The sequence below is a fragment of the Hirschia baltica ATCC 49814 genome (assembly GCF_000023785.1).
In the GTDB taxonomy this organism is placed as follows: Bacteria; Pseudomonadota; Alphaproteobacteria; order Caulobacterales; family Hyphomonadaceae; genus Hirschia; species Hirschia baltica.
In genome coordinates, this window is sequence record NC_012982.1 from 2,832,523 (window position 1) to 2,855,643 (window position 23,121).

At 44.0% G+C, this 23,121-nt stretch carries 13 protein-coding genes; 6 read left to right on the forward strand and 7 right to left on the reverse strand.

Features of this window, described 5'->3' with window-relative positions; translation table 11 throughout:
• The first annotated feature begins 496 nt into the window (after nucleotides 1–496).
• Nucleotides 497–3,007 carry a glycoside hydrolase family 9 protein gene (locus HBAL_RS13185; protein ID WP_015828441.1) on the forward strand — a complete coding sequence of 837 codons (2,511 nt, stop codon included), beginning with the start codon at nucleotides 497–499 and terminating at the stop codon, nucleotides 3,005–3,007.
• Nucleotides 3,008–3,225: 218 nt separating this feature from the next.
• Here HBAL_RS13185 and HBAL_RS13190 read toward each other — a convergent pair whose 3' ends face one another.
• On the reverse strand, nucleotides 3,226–5,949 hold the full coding sequence (locus tag HBAL_RS13190) for a TonB-dependent receptor (protein WP_015828442.1): 2,724 nt from the start codon (nucleotides 5,947–5,949) through the stop codon (nucleotides 3,226–3,228).
• Between the two features lie 309 nt (nucleotides 5,950–6,258).
• On the opposite strand from HBAL_RS13190, the gene HBAL_RS13195 reads away from it, so the two are divergent.
• The 5 genes from HBAL_RS13195 to HBAL_RS13215 all read left to right on the forward strand — a co-directional run bounded on the left by HBAL_RS13195 (nucleotide 6,259) and on the right by HBAL_RS13215 (nucleotide 13,216).
• On the forward strand, nucleotides 6,259–6,858 hold the full coding sequence (locus HBAL_RS13195; RefSeq protein WP_015828443.1) for an RNA polymerase sigma factor: 600 nt from the start codon (nucleotides 6,259–6,261) through the stop codon (nucleotides 6,856–6,858).
• Nucleotides 6,851–7,900, forward strand: a complete 1,050-nt coding sequence (locus HBAL_RS13200) for a FecR family protein (RefSeq protein ID WP_015828444.1) — start codon at nucleotides 6,851–6,853, stop codon at nucleotides 7,898–7,900. The genes HBAL_RS13195 and HBAL_RS13200 overlap by 8 nt, the downstream gene beginning before the upstream one ends.
• A gap of 99 nt (nucleotides 7,901–7,999) precedes the next feature.
• The gene (locus HBAL_RS13205) at nucleotides 8,000–11,035 is read left to right on the forward strand and encodes a TonB-dependent receptor (protein WP_015828445.1); all 3,036 of its coding nucleotides are present in this window, start codon (nucleotides 8,000–8,002) and stop codon (nucleotides 11,033–11,035) included.
• Between the two features lie 8 nt (nucleotides 11,036–11,043).
• Nucleotides 11,044–12,069, forward strand: a complete 1,026-nt coding sequence (locus HBAL_RS13210; RefSeq protein ID WP_015828446.1) for an alpha/beta hydrolase — start codon at nucleotides 11,044–11,046, stop codon at nucleotides 12,067–12,069.
• A gap of 4 nt (nucleotides 12,070–12,073) precedes the next feature.
• Nucleotides 12,074–13,216 carry a pectinesterase family protein gene (locus HBAL_RS13215; protein WP_015828447.1) on the forward strand — a complete coding sequence of 381 codons (1,143 nt, stop codon included), beginning with the start codon at nucleotides 12,074–12,076 and terminating at the stop codon, nucleotides 13,214–13,216.
• A 92-nt stretch (nucleotides 13,217–13,308) separates the two neighbouring features.
• Here the strand turns inward: HBAL_RS13215 and HBAL_RS13220 are convergent, their stop codons facing one another.
• From HBAL_RS13220 to HBAL_RS13245, 6 genes are all read right to left on the reverse strand, one after another.
• Nucleotides 13,309–14,691 (reverse strand): alanine/glycine:cation symporter family protein, encoded by a 1,383-nt coding sequence (locus tag HBAL_RS13220; protein WP_015828448.1) that lies wholly within the window; start codon nucleotides 14,689–14,691, stop codon nucleotides 13,309–13,311.
• Between the two features lie 64 nt (nucleotides 14,692–14,755).
• Nucleotides 14,756–15,694 carry a tetratricopeptide repeat protein gene (locus HBAL_RS13225; protein ID WP_015828449.1) on the reverse strand — a complete coding sequence of 313 codons (939 nt, stop codon included), beginning with the start codon at nucleotides 15,692–15,694 and terminating at the stop codon, nucleotides 14,756–14,758.
• Between the two features lie 35 nt (nucleotides 15,695–15,729).
• Nucleotides 15,730–17,511, reverse strand: coding sequence for an amidohydrolase family protein (locus HBAL_RS13230; RefSeq protein WP_015828450.1), 1,782 nt, complete (start codon nucleotides 17,509–17,511; stop codon nucleotides 15,730–15,732).
• Nucleotides 17,512–17,515: 4 nt separating this feature from the next.
• Nucleotides 17,516–18,715: an amidohydrolase family protein gene (locus tag HBAL_RS13235; protein ID WP_015828451.1), complete on the reverse strand. Its 1,200-nt coding sequence runs from the start codon at nucleotides 18,713–18,715 to the stop codon at nucleotides 17,516–17,518.
• Nucleotides 18,715–20,016, reverse strand: coding sequence for an amidohydrolase family protein (locus HBAL_RS13240; protein ID WP_015828452.1), 1,302 nt, complete (start codon nucleotides 20,014–20,016; stop codon nucleotides 18,715–18,717). Before HBAL_RS13240 ends, HBAL_RS13235 begins: the two co-directional genes overlap by 1 nt.
• 75 nt (nucleotides 20,017–20,091) lie before the next feature.
• Complete coding sequence (locus HBAL_RS13245; protein ID WP_015828453.1) at nucleotides 20,092–23,055, reverse strand: TonB-dependent receptor domain-containing protein; 2,964 nt, start codon at nucleotides 23,053–23,055, stop codon at nucleotides 20,092–20,094.
• Nucleotides 23,056–23,121 lie beyond the last annotated feature (66 nt).

Genomic DNA, 23,121 nt, shown 5'->3' on the forward strand with positions numbered 1-23,121 from the left:
AGTGCCATTTCACTAGGTTGGAATGCAACGGAATGAAACCAGCTTTATTGAGCATTTAATTGAACTGATTCAACAGCTTCCGTTAGAACAGAAAATACACGCCTCCACCAAAGATCGTCCTGCTTTGAGTATCTCAAAATATTATCCGAGATCATCAAGCTTTCTTTGAAGATACATATTTTCTCCAGCCTCTCTTCAAAATTTATTAGATATTTGCCGGAATGCAGGATCGACATTTCTCTCTGAAACGATCCTGTTTTGCTCGAACAAATTTGAGGCAAACAGCTTGCCCCTCCTCACTTTTGTCTCCTCAGCAAACAACCTGCATGCAAGGCTCTTCCCCGCGCAAACGTCAATTCACAATTAATTGATCGGTGATTTACGTTTTGGTGTTAACGCAATCATTTTTATGATCTAAAAGGTCACCATCAGTTGGATACCGAAAATAAAAGCCAAAAGCGGATCCAAATAAACTGACCTTTGGGAGGAAATCAAAATGAAAAACAAACTTACACATATGGCAGTGGCTGCTCTATTATCCACGACAGCACTCTCACAATTCACACCCGCATTCGCGCAAGAAGCTTCTGAGACAGCTTCTACAAAAGAGTATTTTTCTGAAGATGGATTAGACGTGCTTGTCTTTTCCAATTGGTATGACAGCCTTTTCAGTGACGCTAAAATTTCTGGTGTCGAGCTTATTCAGCACGATAATCGCGTCGCAACAAATGGAGATATACGCCTCAGTGCCACGCCCGGACAATGGGAACCTATTGGCACTTTTAAAACACGCCGTGTTGATGTTGCAAATGGCGTCATCGAGGCTGATCTTGAATATGCTGATTATGATTTCCAATACACAATTCGCGTTGAAAAAGATGACGATAACTATTTAATCAGCGTTCATTCTGAAACGCCTGTTCCAAACGGATTGGCCGGAAAAGCAGGTTTCAATTTAGAATTCATTCCATCCGTTTTCGGAGGAAAGTCCTTGCTTGTTGATGGACATCCTGGAATTTTACCAACCTATGCCCAAGGGGATATGGAGTTGCGCGCCGATGGTGAGCGAACAGACGGCGCACTTGCCGAGCCACTTCCGATTGCATCAGGCAAATCCATCATTCTGGCACCCGCCGATGAACAACATCGCGTTAGCCTCAAATCCATGGATGCCACAGACATCAGCCTTTATGACGGCCGCAACCAAGCTCAAAATGGCTGGTTTGTTGTGCGTTCAGTTCTTCCAGAAGGCAAAACCGGAAAACTGATGGAATGGCGCTTAGATGCCGCCGCTCAGGAAAACTGGGAAAGACCGCCAGTTATCAGCTATAACCAACTTGGCTACCACCCTGCCCGCAATAAAACTGCCATCATCGAAATGGATGCCAAAGCGGTCGCAGACAAAGAAATGCACTTATTGCGATTTGATGAAACGGGTAAAGCGGTACGCGTTAAATCCATGACACCTAAACCATGGGGTAATTACCTACGGTATAAATACGCCAGTTTTGACTTTTCCGATATCACAGAGACCGGCGTCTATGCGTTAGAATTTGATGGGAATAGAGAAGCAAGTTTTAGCATATCAGACACAGTTTATGATCACGCTTGGCACCCTACTTCGGATGTTTTCTTTCCTGTTCAAATGGATCACATGTATGTAAATGAAGCCTATCGCGCTTGGCACGGGAAAGCGCATATGGATGATGCGCTACAAGCCCCTGTTGATCATGAGCATCATGATTTATATCGCCAAGGTCCAACCACAGACACAGACTTTGAACCCCTACAACACATTCCGGGCCTAAATGTCGGAGGTTGGTTTGACGCTGGAGATTTCGACATTCGTACCCAAAGCCAATATTCGACAATAAGAATGATGGCGCGCGCTTGGGATAATTTCTCCATTCCCAGAGATCAAACCAGCATTAATTGGGATACAAATTACACAGATATGCATGTGCCGGATGGCGCAGCCGATATCCAGCAGCAAGTCAAACACGGCACGTTACAATTGCTCGCCCAATATGATGCCGTTGGACATGCAATACACGGCATCGTCGCACCTGATTTAGATCAGTACACCTTCTTGGGCGATGCAGGCAGCAAAACCGACAATCGCATTTATGATGCAAACATGTCCGCCGACGAGGAAACACCCACACATTCGGGCAAATTAGATGATAGATGGGCTTTCACATCTCGTTCTTCTGCATTGGAATATGGCTCTGCCGCAGGCATGGCAGCAGCGGCCAGAACTTTGAAAGGCTATGATGATGCGCTCGCTGAAAAAGCGCTTCAACAAGCAATCACAGTTTTTGCACATGAAGAGAGCAATGAACCCACACTATATCAACACGGGAACACCACTGGTGGCCCATTTGCATTAGAGAGAATCCGCGCTGCCGGTGAATTATTGCTCACAACAAAAGACCCAAAATACGCAAAATCAGTTGAAAAAGCATGGGATGACGCATTGCCATTCTTTGCTGGATTTGCCGACTTAGCCGTTGAAATTAAAGACTTAATGCCGAAAAACTATGACAAAAAACTACGCAAAGCAGCAAAAGACTTCATCGCAAAAGAAACGCAAAACCGCTCCGACAACCCTTTCGGCGTCCAAATCACCCGCGGCGGCTGGGCTGGGTCTGGAACGGTAGCCAACAATGCAATCGTCTATTATTTCCTTCACAAGGCATACCCTGATCTCGTGTCCAAAGATCGCGTTTATGCAGGGTTTGACTTCCTGCTAGGCCAACACCCGGGACACAATTTATCCCTTGTCTCAGCTGTAGGTGCAAAATCTAAAAAGGTTGCTTATGGAAATAATAGAGCTGATTTCAGCTACATAGCTGGTGGTGTCGTTCCGGGTGTACTGGTTTTAAAACCAGATTATCCCGAAAACCGTGAAGACTGGCCGTTCTTCTGGGGTCAAAACGAATATGTGATACCCAATGGCGCACAATTCATTTTCTTGGCAAATGCAGTTGCTGAATTAGAAAACTAAATAACATAGACTTGGTTATAAATTAGGGTGCTGAATGTAAGTTTCAGCACCCATTTTTGTGGTCTGCTATGCAACCCTATTGCACCTACCACAAATGACCATAACCAGCTGAAACTAAACAAAAAAACCACCCATCTCCATAGAGAGACGGGTGGTATCCAGCAGAAAAACGGAATAAATTTTATGTGGAAGGAAAATTATCCGCTCTGCTGTATTGTTTACATGCTGTAACGAGCACCGAGCATGAATTGGCGACCTGTGTGACTGAATTCACGGGTCAGATCGAGATCACCATATCCAGTCCCGTAAATCCGCTCTTCTTCATCTGTCATGTTGATAATTTCAAATGTGAAAGTGAGATTATCATTGTAATTATAGAAAGATGAGAAATCGACATGGGTTGGTCCGTATTTACGTTCTTGCGCATGTCCGTTTCCGCCCGGCTCACTCAATAGATAGTCATCACGCTTATTCACTGAGAAACGACCACCAAAATCTGCGTCTTCATAGTATAAAGTGAAATTGTATGAATTCGGAGATAATCCAGTTGAATCTTGTGCTTCAACATGTGTGTAGTTCGACGCGATACCCATATTGGATAGTGGTCCCGGCAAGAAAGTGAATGGTTGTTGATAAGTGATCTCAAACCCTTTCACTGAAAAACCTTCATTGCTATTGACCGGTATCGAATGGTCATACGGCACAGTTGCCGGATCAGCCTGATAGGACTCATCGTATTCAGGGTCAGCATAGATTGCTGGCCAGAATTCCTCGTCGATCAGTTTGTTCACAACTTCAGATGTCAGATTTGTCGCAATATTTTTGTGGAACACTGCTGCTGACAATAGCCCCTCACCACCCAAATACCATTCAAGCCCCAAATCGAAATCATTTGATTCATATGGATCAAGTTCTGGGTTCCCTAAATTCCCAACTGTACGCGTTGTATATCCAAAACTTGGACGCGCAATGTTTAGAGAAGATAAGCCCGGACGCGTCATGCTACGACCATAAGACAGGCGCGCAACCAATTCATCAGTTACATCAAGCGCCAAATTCATTGACGGTAGATAATTATCATAGCTGCGCTCGACACTAATTGGAAGGTCACCAACAACAGCTTCGGAAGTCACTGTCGTTTCTACATAACGGATTCCAAAATTCGCTCTCAGTAGCATGCTACCAATATCGAAATCACTGTTTAGCTCGACATAAGTTGCAAAAGTTTCTTCTCCAACTTTCCAACTATCTGCAAGGGATTCTGTATATCCAGCAGGGATAACACCGTCATTTTCAATCGCATCAAAATCAGCAACCAAAAATGGCACTAAATTACCATCCAATCCACTTCCGAAATTAGAATAAGGGAAAGCTGTTGTGTATTGCGCCGGATCAAACGCTGCTGAACCACCGATTCCTTCAGCATAAGAAACGGACCTATCATTGTAAGCCACACCAGTATTAATTGAAAACCTATCGCCTTCATAAGTTAGATCGACTTTAGAAGTAAGGTTTTCCTTTTCAACATCGTTGCTACGATTATTAGCGTTCACGACATCAATGAAATTATTTGGATCGTTCATATCGTAGTCGCCATAGTCCACAGAGGCGACTTCATTATTGGAATAATCATACGCATAGAAATGAGGAACTGAACGATAGTAAAATCGCAACTCTTCTCGGGTCGCATCATTCTTGGCAGAACCAAACATAGCATCTACAGAAATATTATCTGTGATCTGATATTCACCTGATAAGACAATCTGATCAAATTTTGATTCAGAAACTTGCTTACGGCTTTCATACCAAGATGTAACGTCATCAAAACTCGCCGCGATCAAATATTGTCCTGTAGGATCGACTGTAAATTCGATAGGCGTTTGACCAGTAAAATTGCCTGGATCTCCATGTGTTAGCAACCATTCCATAGAGTTGTAATTGCGGCGATCATTTGTAAGTTCAGAATGAAGGACATCCAAAGTTAGCAACAATTTGTCATTGGGTTGATATTGGAAAGAACCTGTAAGGCCGAGACGTTCTTGCTCATTCCCAAAAAAGTCAGCACGAGGCAAACGAGGAGCCCACAAACAATCTAGCGGATCTTCTGCACCACAGGCGCCTGAAGGCGTACCATTAACGACTGGATTAGTGTCTGCCCAAGAATCTCCATTTATGAATGGTGATGTCCAACGAACACTCCCAAAACCTTCCTGACGGACTGTACGGCCAGAATAAGCAACTGAGACAAGTGCCCCCAAAGTGTCATTTGCGAAAGTGTCGCTGACCATGAGAGCAAGACGAGGGTCAACCTCTTCTGTCAGGTCGTTATAACCTGCTTGACCTGATACTGAAAAATTAAAACCTTCAAAATCAAATGGTTTTGCAGAATATAGGTCTACAGTTCCAGCAATACCACCTTCTTCAATAGATGCTGTTTGCGTCTTTTGAACATCAATTCGATTGAAAAGTTCTGCTGCAAAAACATGAAAGTCAAAGGCGCGACCACTATTTAAAGTTACTCCCCCAGAATCAAGACCATCACTCCCTGCTGGAACCTCCATCCCATTCAATGTTGTACGTGTAAAGCTCGGACTAAAACCACGAAGCGTGATGTTACGTCCTTCCCCACCTTCACGAGAAATTGCAACCCCCGGCACACGCTGAATCGCTTCGGCAAGGTTTAGATCAGGCATTTTACCGATGTCTTCAGCTAAAATACTTTCACGTGAATTCACGGCTGCCCGTTTAAAATCACGCGCTTCTTGCAGAGATGAACGAAAGCCCTGAACTACAATTGTATCCAATTTCTTCGTTTCATTTGCTTCCTCTTCTGCTTCCTGAGCATAAGATGGCGCAGCAAAACAAAGCCCGAGCAATATCGGTGTCATTAAAGACGCACCCGAAAACAGCCCCTTTTTTAGGGATTTATTAAAAAAGTTCATTTTTCCTCCTTAGCTTAATATTTAAATATTCAATTTCAGAAAAATCCAGAAAATTAAATAAATTCAAATATTAATGCCCCTATTTACTTATTATGTATGGAATAATTACTGAACCAAAAAAAATTTTGTTGATTTATATTTTGGGTAGTCTTCCATTTATTTTACGAGGCAACGAATTAACTAATTTATTGCTCGTATTTAGGTAGACTTTTCAAAAATCAAAACGAGTAATAAAAATGTTAAAAAAAGTGGAAAAATATTTTTAGATAATGTGTGATGCTTTTTCGAAACTGAGAAGTCTATATAGATATGTCGAAAGTTTACGCAGCATTTTTGAATTGCGAAGCAGCCATCCGGCGCACTATCGCAAAATATTGCCCACAACCGGCGGATGTGGACGAATTAACCCATGAAACATTTTTGAAATGCTTCGCTGCAGAACGAAAAGCCGATATTCGCGAACCAGAGCGTTTATTACTGTTCGCAGCTAAAAATGTAGCCTTGAGTGAGATCAAAAAGAAACGCAACACAACAACCGACTATATTGAAGATGCCCCCTACTCAACGGACATAGTTGATAGGAACCAGCACGATCCAGAACAACATCTCAATAGTCGCCGAAAACTTGCTGCTTTCACAATAATTATAGCTCAACTGAGTGAAGATGATCGCAAAATTCTTCTAATGCGTAAAATTGACGGCATGAAGTATTCTCAAATAGCAACGCGCATGAATATATCGGTTAGCACTGTACAAAAACGGCTAGCGGCATCGCTCACAAAATGCACTCAAAACATGATCGCAACTGGATACACACCTGACGAATTTGGCGGCAAAGCAGACTCACCGAAACCCGATCAGGCTGCCGCCGAAACATCAAAGACTGAATGGAATGCTGACAATGACTAACGAAAAGAAAATACTCAGCCTTCCCACTCGTCAACGACGTGAGGCCCAAGCTGCAGAATGGGTGACAAAGCTGGATGCAGACACGGTTTCCGCTATAGACCGCGCTCGATTTGATCAATGGATGTCGAGCAGTGAGAAAAACCGCGAATGCTATTACAGAATTGCTAAAGCGTGGTCAGCTCTCGATGATTTAGAAGAACTCCAACACCTTGCAGAATCTGATGATGTCGCCGAGCTTTTAAAACAAAATCGACGACAATCTCGGAAGATAGTCCAGTCGATAGGTGCCATGGCGGCTATGCTAATCATAGGTTTTTCAACATGGGTTGCTCTGCCTTACCTAAACACACAAACGTATAAATATGAGGCATTTATATCAACTGCGGTTGGTGAAATGCAAAATATTCAGTTACCTGATGGCTCATTGATTAAGGCAAATACAAATACTCACCTGGTAATTCATTACTCGAAAAACTCAAGAGACATCAATTTACTTCGTGGAGAAGCTTTCTTTGAAGTCGCTCACGCACCAGACCGCCCTTTCTCAGTCGTCGCAGGAGACAGGCAAGTACGCGCAGTTGGAACAGCCTTTAACGTGCGCCTGAGAGAAGCAAAACTAGCCGTAACTGTTGAAGAAGGGCGCGTGGCACTCATCAATAAAAAGGCTATGTTGGTTCAAAACAAAAACCCCGAAAACAATGCGGCTCAAGAATTGACGCAAATATCTGCTGGACAACGCGCCGTATTTGACACTGACATTGAAGAACTGGAAGTGTTGCAAGCAGAAAATTTACAAAGACGTTTGTCATGGAGAAACGGCATTTTGTCATTCTCTGGAGAACCACTTTCATTTATGATTTCAGAGGTCTCAAGATATTCCAACGTCGAAATTGAAATTGCCGATGAAAGTCTAAAAGACATGCCCGTCGCTGGATATTTTAAAGTAGGAGAAGTTGATGCAATGCTTGAGGTTTTAGACCTCATGTCTGACGTGACGATAGAACGGATTGATCAAAACAAAGTCCGTCTAACAAAAAAATAAATATAAAAAAACTTCGGAGGAAACACATATGACTATTTTTTGGAATGCAACCAATAGGTATTTTAGAGAAATTAGAAATGCAAATTTCTAAATCTCAAAATGTTTTGGAAATCACCCCGTAGAGTTGCAAACTGTTTTGCAACTTGCGCTGTTGGTTTATTTCTACTTTCGACGCCTTTAGCGCAAGCGCAAGATACTCATACCGTATATTCATTTAACATCGACGCCCAAACATTGGGGACGGCGCTCGATGGAATTGTGGAAAAAACAGGTGCTCAACTTTTTTATCCAAATGAGTTGTCCAGTGTTCAGAATAGTCAAGCAGTCATTGGAAGCTATACACTTGATGAAGCGCTAAAATTATTGCTTGAAGGCACAAATTACAAACGCGGCGTCACGCAGAGCGGTGTCATTTATGTCCTGAACGCCCCTAAAGAGAGCCAAGCATCAAACGTGCAGCCTGCCCCTCTTTCGTCCCAACTATCTCCACAAACTATTCCTACTCCAAACTATAGTGAAGAAGAAGTTCCACCCACCATCACGACACTCGAAACAGTAACAGTTACGCGATATCGCCAGTCGTTAGAAAAAGCACTTTACAATAAACGCCAAGCCATAAGCCAGCTTGAATCAATTATTGCCGAAGACATGGGAAAATTTCCTGACTCAAATCTCGCAGAGTCAATTCAAAGGGTCCCTGGCGTCGCAATCTCAAGAGAAGGCGGAGAAGGTCGTCAAATAACCTTACGTGGACTGGGCCCCTCTTTCACTCGGACAACTTTGAACGGGATGGAAGTGCCTGCTAGCACGGATGGACTGGACTCAAGCGGAGGTCTAAACACTGGGCGCGCGTTTGACTTTAATGTTTTTGCCTCTGACCTTTTCAGCCGTGTTGATGTACACAAAACCACTTCAGCCAGCATGGAAGAAGGCGGCATAGCAGGAACAGTTGCTCTTTTTTCTCCAAAACCGATGGACAACCACCCCAGCAATTTAGTGATCGCCTCAAATGCACGCTACAATAATTTGACAGGGCAAATTGATCCTAGCTTATTTGGGTTATGGAATGGCACTTATAAAGACGACAAGCTTGGGTTTCTTCTTTCTGCCTCATACTCAGATAGATCTGTCCGCCAAGAGGGGTTTGGTACGGTCAGATGGACCACCCCTATTATTGATGGTAGTGGCCCCTTCCCCTCAGAACAAGATGTTGAGGTGATCGGCACACCAAGTGTATCAGACTGCGCAGACAGCTCAGAAACAATTGTCTCTCCTATCAATTGTCTTTGGTTTCCGAGGCTTCCGCGCCCGGATTTTTTCGGCAATTCTCAAACACGCTCAGGCCTTACAGGAAGTTTCCAATATCATCCTAATGACCAAACAAAACTAACAATTGACACCTTGATGTCGTCCTTGATTAACAGACGCAATAATTACAATTTTTTTGAATTTTTCCTGTCGTCTTTCAATGAAGTTCAGCCTACCTCAATTCAGATTGCCGACAATGGTAAGCAAGTTGAAGCTGCCAGCTTTGACAATGTAGAATCCTTTGTCGAAAGCCGAAAACAAGATTCTGATACTGAATTCTTCCAGCTGGTTGCAAATATTCAGCATCGTTTTACCGACAGTCTTTCAATTGATGCGCTAATTGGATCAGCAACATCAAATTCTCACCGCGAAGAATACCGCTATTACATGCGGTCTATTCCGCATAGTTATAGCTTTGACTTTTCAGACAATGCGAATGTTCCCGACGTAAGTTATGGCTATGATTTCAATGATGCATCCAATTTTTCACTTATAGATGGCCGTCTAAGCTCAAGCGATGTTCTTCGCAACAACACAACTGCGCGTATTGATGCGACACTTGATCTGGACATTCTTCGTATAAAGTCGGGACTATCATACAATAAACGTACAACTGAATACCAAGTCGCTTATATCTCTGACTTCCCTGATCAGGACTCTGCAAGCGGATTTACGCAAGCATTTCCCTATAACCGCTACGGCTTTAAATTTGACGGTCCGCTCTTTCCGTTCACTGTCGCTAATATTGATAAAATCAATGCAGTTCTCCTGACCTCACCTTTTGTCAAAAATTATGCCCAAAGCTGGCAAACTCACGAAAATACGCTTGCCGCGTTTCTCGAATTACAAGCCGCCCTTGATTTGAATGGAATGCCATTGCGTGTAAATTCCGGCGCGAGAATTGTCGAAACACGCGTTAAGTCTGAAGGCTTCACACAAAGTCAACAAGTCATGTCTCGCAACAGTTACACCAACCTTCTACCATCAGCGAGTTTATCTCTAGATACATCAGATAATTGGACATTACGTGCATCTTACGCGCGAAACATGACACGTCCCAGCTTCAATTTTTTAAACCCTGGAAACCCTGCTTTTGGCTATAACACAGGCACTGTAGTTACCGGAAACCCCTATTTATTGCCTAGCATTTCAGCCGACATTGATTTTTCTGTTGAGTGGTATCCAGGCAGCGAATCTTTAGTTTCATTCAATATATTCAATAAGGAAATCAAATCACTGATAGAAATCAGTGAATCTAGGCAACTCATTGACCCCATCTATTATTCAACGATTGAAGCCGACCCAGAATATGATCCGAATGTAACTGTCGATTTTAGAACTGTTCCCTATTTGCATATTACGCCGTCCAATGAAGAGGGGGGAACATTGCGTGGAATAGAAGTCATATATCAGCAACCATTTTCGATTTTACCATCTCCTTTTGACAATTTTGGCGCGACTGCAAATTACACCTATGTCAAAGCTGACAATAAAATCACTGGCCTGTCTGAAAACTCTTATAATTTCACGCTGTATTATGAAGAGCCACAGTTTGGCGGTCGTATTTCAATCAATACACGAGATGATTATATCATCCGCCTGCCAGGAGAGAACGGCAATCTAGCTGAAGGTAAGAATGGGCAAACTCAAGTCGACGTGTCGGCATTCTACAACCTAAATGACAAACTCAAACTGACATTTGAAATCGTCAATCTGACAGACGAATACGAGCGTATTTACGGGACAGGTGACGGCACGCTCAACCTTCCTCGAGAATATAACCATACTGGCGCGCAATACCTATTAGGTCTGCGCATTATTTTGTAGGGATAAAAATGAAACAAATTCAATTTATTAAGATTGCTTGCATGCTAACAAGCATGACCATACTGCCCTTTTCAGCATTAGCTGAAAACAACATTTTACTAGTTGATGATGGCTATACCGTTTCGCAAAGGTACGAGAAAAACAAGGAAAAATACCCAGAAATAGAGTGGCCCATTCTCTCCTTCCAGCCCGGACAGACAATACAATTCGACCTTGCTTACAAACAGACAGATCAACGCACGCTTCATGCCGACATATTCCGCCCGTCATCTGAAATAAATAATGGCGGCGCACTGCTACTTGTCCATGGCGGCGGATGGCGCTCTGGTAACAAGTCCCACTTTTACGCATTGGCAAACCTGCTGTCTGCTCGAGGTTATACAGTTATTTTACCAGAATATCGTCTATCCATAGAAACACCATATCCGGCGGGACTTCTTGATATCAATGATGCCATTCATTGGGCAAAACAAAATTGTGCTCAATTGGGTTTTAATGCCGATAAAATGGCTATTGGTGGTGCCTCATCCGGTGGTCACATGGCCTCTCTCATCGCGTACACATCAAACAGCGACATCTACAAATCAAAACCTGACTTGGATACGAGTTTGGTAGGTCTGATAGATCTGGATGGTGTGCTCGACTTAACCGACCCATTAGCCATTAAATACGAAAACCGTATGAAAGAAAAATCTGGCCTTGGCCTCTGGTTTGGCGGCTCAATGGAGAACAAACTCACAGAATGGACACAGGCCAGCCCCCTAGAACACATAGATGCAAACTCCCCTCCAACCTTGATCATTAGTAGCGGACAAACGCGCTTCACGACCGGTCACCAGAAAGTGCAAGAAAAGTTGGATAAGCTAGATATTGCAAATGACTTTTCAAGCTATGACGACATCCTACATACATTTTGGCTATTCGAGCCTTATGCATCTGATGTCGCTAAAAAAATAGACCAGTTTCTAATCCAGAATACCTCCATTAATTCCCCTAAATCACCAGCCTTCCAATCCGACATTCGCGGAGAATAACCTCATGCCAACATCTCGTCTTTTAGCTAGTTTCCCTCTTGTTGGAGCCCTGCTCGCTGCCTGCCAATCTACAAATTTACCTGAGGCCCAATCACTTGAGTTTTCGGTGCAGGAAACTTGCGAAGCGACACCCAACTGTTTCACAAATATTCAAGACGCACTGAACGCCGCATCAGCACTAAATAGCTCTGATTGGAAGACAGTGTCTGTCGCCGCGGGTGATTACTACGAAAAACTCACCATTCGAGATGCTAAAACCCGTTTAATTGGTGAAGGTATCGAAACTACACGCATTCATTACGATGCAGTTGCGGAGACCGCTGGGAAATTCCATCGCCAAAACTGGGGAACCGCAGGATCTGCTACTATAACTGTCGATGCAGAAGACGTGCACATTGAAGGTTTCAAAATTGAAAATACATTTGATTACATATCCAATGACAAATTGGACAATGATGACCCAAAACGCATATCAAACTCTCAGGCCGCCGCCCTATTGCTCGATATCCACAGTGACAAAGTCTATTTGAACAAAGTCACTCTGGAAGGCTATCAAGATACAGTCTTTGCCAACGGAAAACGAGCCTTCATATCAAATAGCTTTATTTCCGGAAATGTTGATTTTATCTTCGGCAATGGTCAATTGTTGATTGAAGACAGTGAAATTCAATCGCGCCGACGAGGCCAAGATTTTGAAGCTGGAGAAGTGCAATCATTTATCGCTGCTCCCTCAACTCAAATTTCAGATCGAATGGGAATTGTATTTCATACCTGCCGTCTAACACCAGAAGAAGGCTTGCCAAACCACTCGATCACCCTTGGGCGTCCTTGGCACCCTACTACCCGCTTCCCTGATGGGCGATATGCTGACCCCAATGCGATTGGCCAAGCCATTTATATCAACACGTTTATGGATTCTCATATTCATCCAGACCATTGGTCAACTATGAATGGAACCGCCAGAAATGGTGAGAAGACAGACGTCTTCCACCCTGAAGACTCAAGGTTTCACGAAGTAGGTTCTTATGGCCCTGGCGCAAAAACGTCTTTTAAAGGCACAAGCTATACCGACTTTCCAGACATGGCCGAAATCAATACAATCATGTTCGATGACTGGAACGAGTTTAAAAATAGGTTAGACGAATAAGCCAATTGCTACTGCATGCTCGGAAAAGAATTGGTTTCCGAGCATGCTCAAAAGCATTTTAGCTAAATCCTTCAATTTCGATTTTCTATTATTTAGTCCTGCTGAAGATTTTGGGTCCGGCTAAAATACTTTTTGGTTTCTCTTAGAACATGCGGTGATAACAGAACTGCCGACACCACTGTAGGAACAGCCATTAAAGCAAAACTAATGTCAATAAAGTTCAAAATTGCACCTAGAGAAGATATAGAACCAACAAACACTGTCACAACATAGAATATTGAATAGGCTTTACCCCCAGATTCACCAAACACGAATTTTGCACATTTCGTTCCAAAGTAAGAATAAGAAAATAGAGATGAAATACCAAAAGCTAAGACACACAGAAATAACAATCCTTTCCCAAACCCTGGGTAGGCTTGCTCGAATGCCATTGCTGTCAGCGTGACACCGCCATTTCCAGCCTCTTGCCAAACACCGCTAATCAAAATGGCAAGTGCGGTCATCGTACAGACAATCAATGTATCAATGACAGGTCCAAGCATCGCCACAAGACCTTCATGTACTGGTTCATTGGTTTTGGCATCACCATGTGCCATTGGTGCCGTTCCTAATCCAGCCTCATTTGAAAACGCTGCACGTCGAACTCCAAGCACAAGCAAGCCACCTAATGCACTTCCAAATACCATATCACCTTTATAAAATTGAGGTGCAAATGCGTCGGTAAAGATGAGCGCAAAATAAGTCGGAACTACATCAAAATTGATGACAATAACCCCGATCGCAAGAGCCACATAAAGCGCAACCATAAACGGCACAATAAGCGATGTAACTTCACTCACCCGCTTCAATCCGCCCAAAATCACTATCCCCGTGGCAATCGCCAAAGTGATACCCAATCCCGCGCTAACCCAGAGATCGTTTTCTATTCCCATGGGAATTGCAACCAAGTCATTCGCGGCTTGAACAAGCTGATTAGCGCTAAATAACGGCAGACAACCAGCCATACCAGCGAAGCAGAACCACCACGCCAAAAATTTCCATTTTTGTCCGAGTCCATTGATTATGACATACATTGGACCACCGCTAGCCTGCCCAGAACTATCAACGGTGCGAAACATAACGGCTAATGTACAAGTGAAATACTTTGTTGCCATCCCGATAATCGCAGACACCCACATCCAGAAAACAATACCAGGACCTCCCAGCTCAATGGCCACGGCAACGCCAGCTATGTTTCCCATGCCTATCGAAGCAGCTAGCGCAACCGACAGAGCTTTAAAGTGAGATACCGCTCCAGTATCAGATGTTTTATCATGCTTCCCAGACAGAACAGATAAAGCGAGACCAAAATGACGAAAGGGAAGCAAACGCGAATAAATGAAAAAATACAAGCCCGCCCCCGTCACCAAAATGACGAGTGGCCAACCCCATAACCAACCGGCTAGATCTCCTAAAAATTTATCGAGAAAATTCAAAACGTACACTCCGATTGTTCGAGATCAAGCCAACAATAACCCGATAAATTCATAGGGCCTAAATTTAATTCATGATTGTTAACTGATGTTCCGCTGTCAAATACGCCCATATATCCCAATATGGCGTTGCGAGAATAGCGTCATACACTTTTGCTGCTTCTTCGGGACGCCCCTGAAACAACATCCAATTTGCGACACCATTGGCAAGCGTTATGTCTTTGGCTGACCAATTGGATGCATCCGCTTCTAGGTCTATAACTTCTGCCGCAGTCCGTAGTCCCTTATACAACATCACTCGGTCATAATATGGATAAGAAGCGTCTGCTCCGGTATCAGCAGGAACATTCTCAAGTACTTTCTCTGCCGCTTCTACGTTTCCTGCCAAGTTATAAACCGTGTAGAGCCAATCAACGACGCCCAGCACCTCATTGTCATTCGAAGATGTCGCTAAACTATCTCTAAATGCGCTTGCAGACGCTTCATAATTTTCAAGCAATAGCTCGGCAATTCCCAAGTGATAGCCAATCCAATGTCTATACGTCCCATTTTCATGGCCATTTTTAAACTCGATTGCATCCGCGTCTAATGCATTATTGAGAGAATTGGCCAAAACTAAATCCGCACGCGCTGCCTCGACTTGTCGAGTGGTCAAATAACGGTGCGCCCGATGCCGCAATAGCTTAAAGGATTCTGGATATATCTTCAGTCCTTCAGAATAAGCAGCGATTGCATCTTGATATTGCTTATTGGCAGCCAAAAGCTTCCCAAGCTTCATAAAGTCATCTTCAGATAGCGAATCCTGTTCTTTAATCTTTAGAATTTTCCCTTCATTTTCTTCTTTTTGAGTTTCAGAGACAACCCTTCTCAAAAGAGGCTCTCCAGTAAATGAAGTCGCTTCCGTTATCTGTCCACCAGGCTCTTCAACCTCCGAAGGAGGTAGCTTTTCACATGCGGCAACTATAGAAAATGCGAGTATAGTTACAACCATATTAGCTTTTATCATAATACAATAAGCTTTCTATTAGAGACATTTAGGCTTTAAAAAAATTCGACACTGTCGAGCTCTAGCCAGAATTCAGAATTGGCTTCACCTTGACGGCCGAATGCGATTGCAGAGAGCTTGGATGTGTCAATTTCAACATTGTCATCGGGTTTGAAGTCCGAAAACAAAAACTCGACAGTTTTCCAATTTTTGTTGGCCTTAAAAGAAGCCAATGCCGCGCCTGATACCGAAGACAGTCGAGCATCAAATCGCCCATCTCCACGAACCTCAAATCGAACTCCTTTCATAGAAGTCGCATCAAGGGGAGCAAACGCTTCAGGTGAGAATGGTAGTAATACGTATGCAAAGGGTTGCTTCTTATGCGCAAACTCACCAGAGAAGTGCAGTGCGCTCCCACCTGTTTCACGCTCAATTGTGCCAAAAGATACTTGTGAGCGAGGGAAGTTCTTGTCGCGCAACAAAAGTCTAGCAGCATCATAAGCTGTAAGAGAGTCTTCGCCTTCAAAATCGTCAATCTTCTTCTTAGCTTTCACAGAAAGTGGCTGTCCTGAACCTTGAGGCTTCACCAATTTTCCCGATTTTACCAACGCCACGCCATCGACATAGACTTGATCGGTTTTTCGAATATCAGAAACACTCTCCCAAGGGCGACCATTCACAAGAATAAAGTCTGCACGCATGCCCTCTTCAATCGCACCGCGATCATTTCCGACACCAAGCGCCTGCGCCCCATGGAGAGTAGCCGCTATTAACGCTTCTGAGGGAGACATACCGAAATCAACAAAGAGTTCTAACTCTCTCAAGTCAGCTTCACCAAAATATGTTGAGTCAATCCCCTGATCAGTTCCGAGTGCAACTGGAATACCCTCTTGATTAAAACGGTAAAGATTAGCCCGAGAAAAAGCCTGACGCTTTTGCATTATTTCAACAGTGCGGGGATTTGTAATTTTCGCCATTTTGTCAGCGCGAAGCTCATATACAACTAAGGTAGGCGCGTAAAAAACTTCCTTATCAAGCAATAATTCAATCAAGTCTTCATCTGTAACATCGTCTTGAACAGCATGAACAATCGCTGAAACTCCTGCCTTAGCCGCTAGCTTCGCCCCGTTCACAGAAACTGTGTGCGTGAAAGTTGGCAATCCATTTTCATTGGCAACACCAACAATTGCTTCAAGAGCATTTGCATTTATGCTCGACTGATTGACACCATACCCATATCGCCAACCATCCGCGAACACCTTTATTGCATCAGGTTTATAACGCATTATCTTACGGGTCGCTTCTTCAGCGTCTTCTTTCCCGTAGACGGAAGCGGTCATGTTGGAATCACCCCACTCCAAACCATGACCGTATGGCACCCCCATCCTCGCAGTGAAAAACACATGAGGCGACATAATAGTCTCATGAAAGGCACGCTTAACCTGAAACGCTTCTGGAGATGTATGGAAGTCCGTAACTGTCGTTACACCAGCCAATAATAGATCGCTCGCAATGGATGCACGGTCTGCACCGTCCATATTTGTCCAATGTGTATGGATATCGATCAAACCGGGCAATAAAGCTTTGCCTTCTGCTTCAACGACCTGATCAGCTTTATCTTTATCAATTTGATCTTTTACAGATACGAACCGCCCGTCTTTCACCAAAACATCTTTTTGGGATGCCGAGCCTGATCGCACATCGAAGACCAGAGCATCATTGATCAAAAGCGTATCAGCAGCAGCTGGAGGAACCGAAAGCGAAGACAAAATACAGAATAGACCAGCCTGCCACATCGCTTTCTTGACGCCGCCACTTGGCACTTTGCGCTTCTTCATAAGCTTATTCCACTTCTTTTAGGTATTTGTCTCTAAGCATATCTTGTCGCGTAACAAGAGATTGTTCCTGTCCTGCGATATACATTTTGTTTAGTTTGGTCAGAGGCTGAAAAGGGTCGCCGCTCCATATCAATATGTCTGCTTTATATCCGACCGCTAGTTCACCAATCCCCGACATATTGAACATTTTAGCAGGGTTTGATGTGACGGCTTTTAGAGCACTTTTTGCTGACAAACCATGAGCAACAGCAATACCCGCATGGTAGCGTAACAATTGTGCGTCATGTCCATTGTAGGGAGCAACAATCGCAATTTGAACGCCGGCTCGATCTAGGATAGCAGCATTTTCCAATGTTGCTCCAATACGATTAAAATCCATCGGGCGGTTTTCGATAGCCTCAACAATAACTGATGTGCCTGCTTCAGCGAGCTGATCAGCAACCATCCAAGCTTCCGCTGCTCCATACAGAATTAAGTTGATATCAAAAGGCTCAACAATTTTTAGCAGAGCCTCAATATCTGATGCGCGATGGACAACAACAACCAACGGTATTTTACCTGCAACGACATCATGAAGTGCTTGCATATCACGTGATACCGCATCACTTTGCTGAGCAGCTTTAAGCTTGTCTTCCAACAGCAAAAATGCCGCGCCGCGCTGAACCTTTGCCTTTGTAAAATCAAGAATGACCGCAACTTTACTCTGCTCTAGTAAGTCTTGACCTTCACCAGTGTTGATGAACGCCGCCAACCCACCAAAGCTCAATTCACTCGCTCCAGTCTTGCCAACCCCAGGCATTACCACAGCATGGGAAACACCCCCCTTGCGGGCGACGGGAATAAGTGTTGAATTTCGATTTAAAGCATAGCTGATATCAACACCCGCACTAAAAGCCGATGTTGTCGCAAATGAATCATCCGCATTTGCACGATCCCACAACTCCATAGTTCCCAAATTCGTACCCGCTTGAATAAATCCAGAGGTAACAACTTGGTCAGTTGAGTCGACGACACGAGCATTTCTAGGAACCTTCAGATTGGGACCTATTTTCGTGATTTCTCCATCTTCAATTATGATATCAGTTGCAGGAGCATTGTCCGAGGAGGGAAACAATTTCGCATTTTTTATAATAATGGTTTCAGCATAAACACTAGAAAAACTAGCACTTAAACCCAATAATAAAAGCAGTATAATCCGTTTCATTAATCTACTTCCCCGCTTTGGCCGATCATAAAGTCAGAATGAGGCGGCTTACCTGACCGTTGAGCATATACCTGCTCGCCTTCAATAAAGACTCTCTGTGGACGTGAATACACATCAAAAGGATGAGACGACCACAAGACAATATCCGCCATTTTACCCGGCTCGATTGATCCTACTTTATCTCCGATACCAAGCTGATTTGCTGGTTCCTGTGTGATCCACCCTAGTGCTTTTTGTTCGGTGACTTCAAAACCAGCATCCTGCGCCAATGAATATGAAATAGCAGCCTCCATATTCATATGCTGAGTCAAAATAGCCGCATCGGAGTGCAAGACAGCATCTACGCCTTTATCTTGAAGAAATGCCACCAAAGCTTCGATAGAGTCATAGGCTTCAAGCTTGAAGCCCCAGCGGCGAGACCAAGTCGCCACACCAATACCTTGCTCTGCCAATAGGTCGGCGATTTTATAGGCCTCAACCGCGTGATGAAATGAGCTGATCTTAAACCCATACTCATTTGATATATCTATCAGGTTCGCCATCTCATCCGCGCGATAGCAGTGTACGATAATTTTATATTCACCTGCAATTGCCCTCGCCATCACGCCAAGGCGACTATCATCAAATTTTTTGTCGTCACTTTTGTCATAGTGCTGCTTTGCTTGACGCCAAATATCTCTAAATGCGGCCATTACCCCCATACGTGTGAAAGGGGTTTTGCCTTTCCCGCCATATACTTTTATTGGATTCTCACCACATGCCATTTTTAGCAATTCTGGTGCGCCTTCAAATTTCATTTCTTGAACTGTCGCCGCTGGGCGGTTTTTCAATACAACGCCCCGTCCGGCTACCAAATTTGTAGAGCCCGGCAATACAGCAAGCGTCGTCACACCGCCCGCTCGCACAAGGTCAAACCCAGGATCCTGCGGCCAGATCGCATCAGCAACTGAAATCTCTGCGGTATTTATGCCCGTTTTTTCATTTAAATCCATCGTAGCGGGAACAGATGGCGTTGGGAAATTTCCAATATGTGTATGAGGATCCACAATTCCTGGTGTCAGCCATTGGCCTTGCGCATCAATGATGTGTGCATTTTCAGGTATGGACAGTTTGTCTTGTGCCGCCACACGAAGAATCCGACCATTCTCAAAGACAATGCCGCCCTCTTCAATCACCGGCCCATTGGGTGAAAACACTTTAGCGTTTACAATTGCGACCGGCTGATCTTGCGCCAAAGCAGCATTCGCAGAGGCAAAAGACATCGCGGCGAAAGCCAAAATTCGAATTAAAGTGGATTTCATTTTCGTCCTCAAAACTTCCCTAAAATAGCCGCAACCTTGATAGAGGTTGCGGCTGTTAAACCAGAAAACTTGGCTTTAGAAAGTGTATGTCGCACCAACGAAGATGTAGCGACCTTGCGCGTCATACACTTGAGGATATGTGTTAGCACGCCCGTCGATTTCGTTACCACCATACCCTGCTAGTGACGTCAAAGGAGGATCTTGATCTAACACATTGTTTATACCGGCTCTCAAACCAAGGCTTTCGGAGACAGTATAACTTCCTGAAACATCAAAGTATGATGTCGCCTCTAGATCATTCACTAATGTCGGTGAAGTTGTGTATTGATCAACACTGGAAATATATCTCCAAGTCAGAACAGAAGACAGGTTTCCATTTGCCCACTCCAAACTAGTACGGTGGCTATATTCTGGAATTGGGTTGTTACATGCACCGCCATGGAAGCCCACACAGTCAATTCCATCATCTGTTGGTAGAGACTGAATGTTGTATTCATCTGTAAAAGTAGCAGCATAGTTTAGCTTCACATCACCCGGAACTGGTATGTTGTAATCTGCCAAACCAAAACCATAACCCATGCTAACATCTACACCAGACGTTTTAAGGCGTCCTGTATTGATAAGCGTACTTTGGATATATGACTCACCCGGAATAAGAACAAATGATCCCAAAGAGTCCCGTTGAATTAAGCTACAATAAGCCTCGTCACCTGTTGAAATACAGTTGTCGATTGCTTGGCTAGGCTCAATTTGAGAGATGAAATCTTCTACTTCGATAGAGAAATAATCTATACTGGCCACAAAGCCTGAAAGCCATGATGGCTCATAGACAAATCCAGCAGTCCATGTATCCGAAATTTCGGGGTTCAGCTCAGGGTTTCCGCCTGAAAGTGTACCAATATTGTTAGTCACATCAGGAATGGAGCCATATTGATCAGCTGTTACGCCAGTCAAAGCACACTGTGCTGCGGACAAATATGGTTCAGCCAACTCAGTTGATGCATCAAAATCACCCGCACATGGATCATTCTGACCATTTGGAAGTGTCGCTAGTGTACTACGACCAATATCTTGCGGACTAAACAGCTCAATCGGGTTTGGAGAACGTGTAGCACGTTGATACTGCGTACGAATACGAAGATCATCGATAGGTCTCCACGCCATTCCAACAGAATAGGTATTTTGGCCACCCGTTGTGTCATAATAGTCTGAATATCGGTATGCACCAGTCAGCGTCAATTCACGCATGAATGTTTTATCTTGTACCAGAGGTGCCAAGACCTCTGTGTAAGCTTCATAAACAGGCACTTCACCCGCAACAGCGCTTCTCTGACTTGTAGTCGTGTCACTGTCATCGGGAGTGAGGCTTAGAGAATCTTTGCGGTATTCAACTCCCAAAACCGTTTGAAAGCCTTCAGTCGCAAATGGACTTGTAACACCATAAACACCCAAATCACCTGACAAACTGGCACTGTATACAAGTTGCTTTGTGTCACCGACACGTAAAGTAGGAACTGTTATGTAGTTTGAAGCAGCTTCAGTAATTCCATTTGGAGAGAAAACATCAAATGGTACACATGAAGCATCCACTCCGTTGAGAGCTGAACGACACACAACATCCCCAGTCTCTGGGTCAACCACAGCATCCAATGCAAGTGTCACTTTAGATGTAGATACATCATTTAGCAGCAATTCATTATAATCAACAGATGAGGTTTGAAATGAAACTTCGTAGTCGAACCCTTCAAATGCTTTTCCTCGAATTCCACCAACAAAACGCTGAGTTTTCAAAGTGAATTCATTCACACGTGTGTAATCTGTATTACGGCGACCTATTCTTAAATCCGCCCGTTCAATACCATCAGCATCAATTGTCGTACTGCCTGCAGCACAAAATGTTGCTATCAAATCGCCAGTTAGATATGGATTATCACAATTGATTGAATCTGTGCGACCGAGAGCGAGCCCTCCTGGTCCGACCTGAGCCGAAGTCGAATTGTCTACGACAGAAAAATCCATGAATACAGTGTGATCATTGTTCAAATCATAATTTGCAAATGCACCGTATGAGTGACGTTCTCTTGGACGTTGTAGATAATTCCCAGCGGAGAAATTAAAAGCATCAGTTGAACCTGCATAATTGCGCAATTCACCAGTTTCGGGATCAACGACTAAATCGAATGCACCGTCTCCTGATCTGCTGAAACGTGAGATGGTCGGCATAGACCCTGAACCACTACATCCAAAATCCGTTCCGCCATCACGTGTCGTATATGGACACGCCGCGAAATCACGGTCTTCCCAACGCACAGCATTATCTTTGGAATATCCAAAATAGGCCGTTACATTCCCTTTTCCATTGTCGAAATTATTACCAGCAATGATGTTTAAATCGACAGACTCACCATCGAAAATAGAGTCCGCATCTGGCTGATTGTAATCAGACAATATACGTTCTGAATTAGAGTCATTATTTTCGGCGTAATATCCGCTTCCTTGAAGGTCTATCTGAACGCCTTCAAAATCACGCTTCATAATGAAGTTTACAACACCAGCAACAGCATCAGAACCATAAACAGCAGTCGCACCACCTGTCAGCACCTCAACGCGCTCAACCAATTGTGATGGGATTTGGTTCAAATCCGCAGCGACATTGATCGGGGATCCGTATGGTAGCCTCTTACCATCAACAAGAACAAGCGTACGGTCGGCACCAAGTCCACGAAGGTTCACAGTCGCTGTTGCGCCATTAACCCCTGATGATGCCCCTTGACCAGACATAGCTTGAGGAAGAGTTGCGAGTAGATCTTCAACACGAAGCACTCCGCGTGTGTCGATGTCTTGCTCTCCAAGAACAACGACCGAACTACTTGACGTAAGATTGGGATTCGCTAGGCGACTTCCGGTGATAACAATCGTATCATATTTAGTCTGCGGAACCGCTTCCGTTTCTTGTGCGAGTGCCGCTCCAGCCCCAAAAGCACCGGCGGCTATAAGGGACACGCTTGACGCTAACCCCCGAATTGTTTTTGACTGCATTTTCTACCCCTACGCAGATGATCACTAAATTTATTAAACCATCCAGTCATAAGTATTTGTATTCGA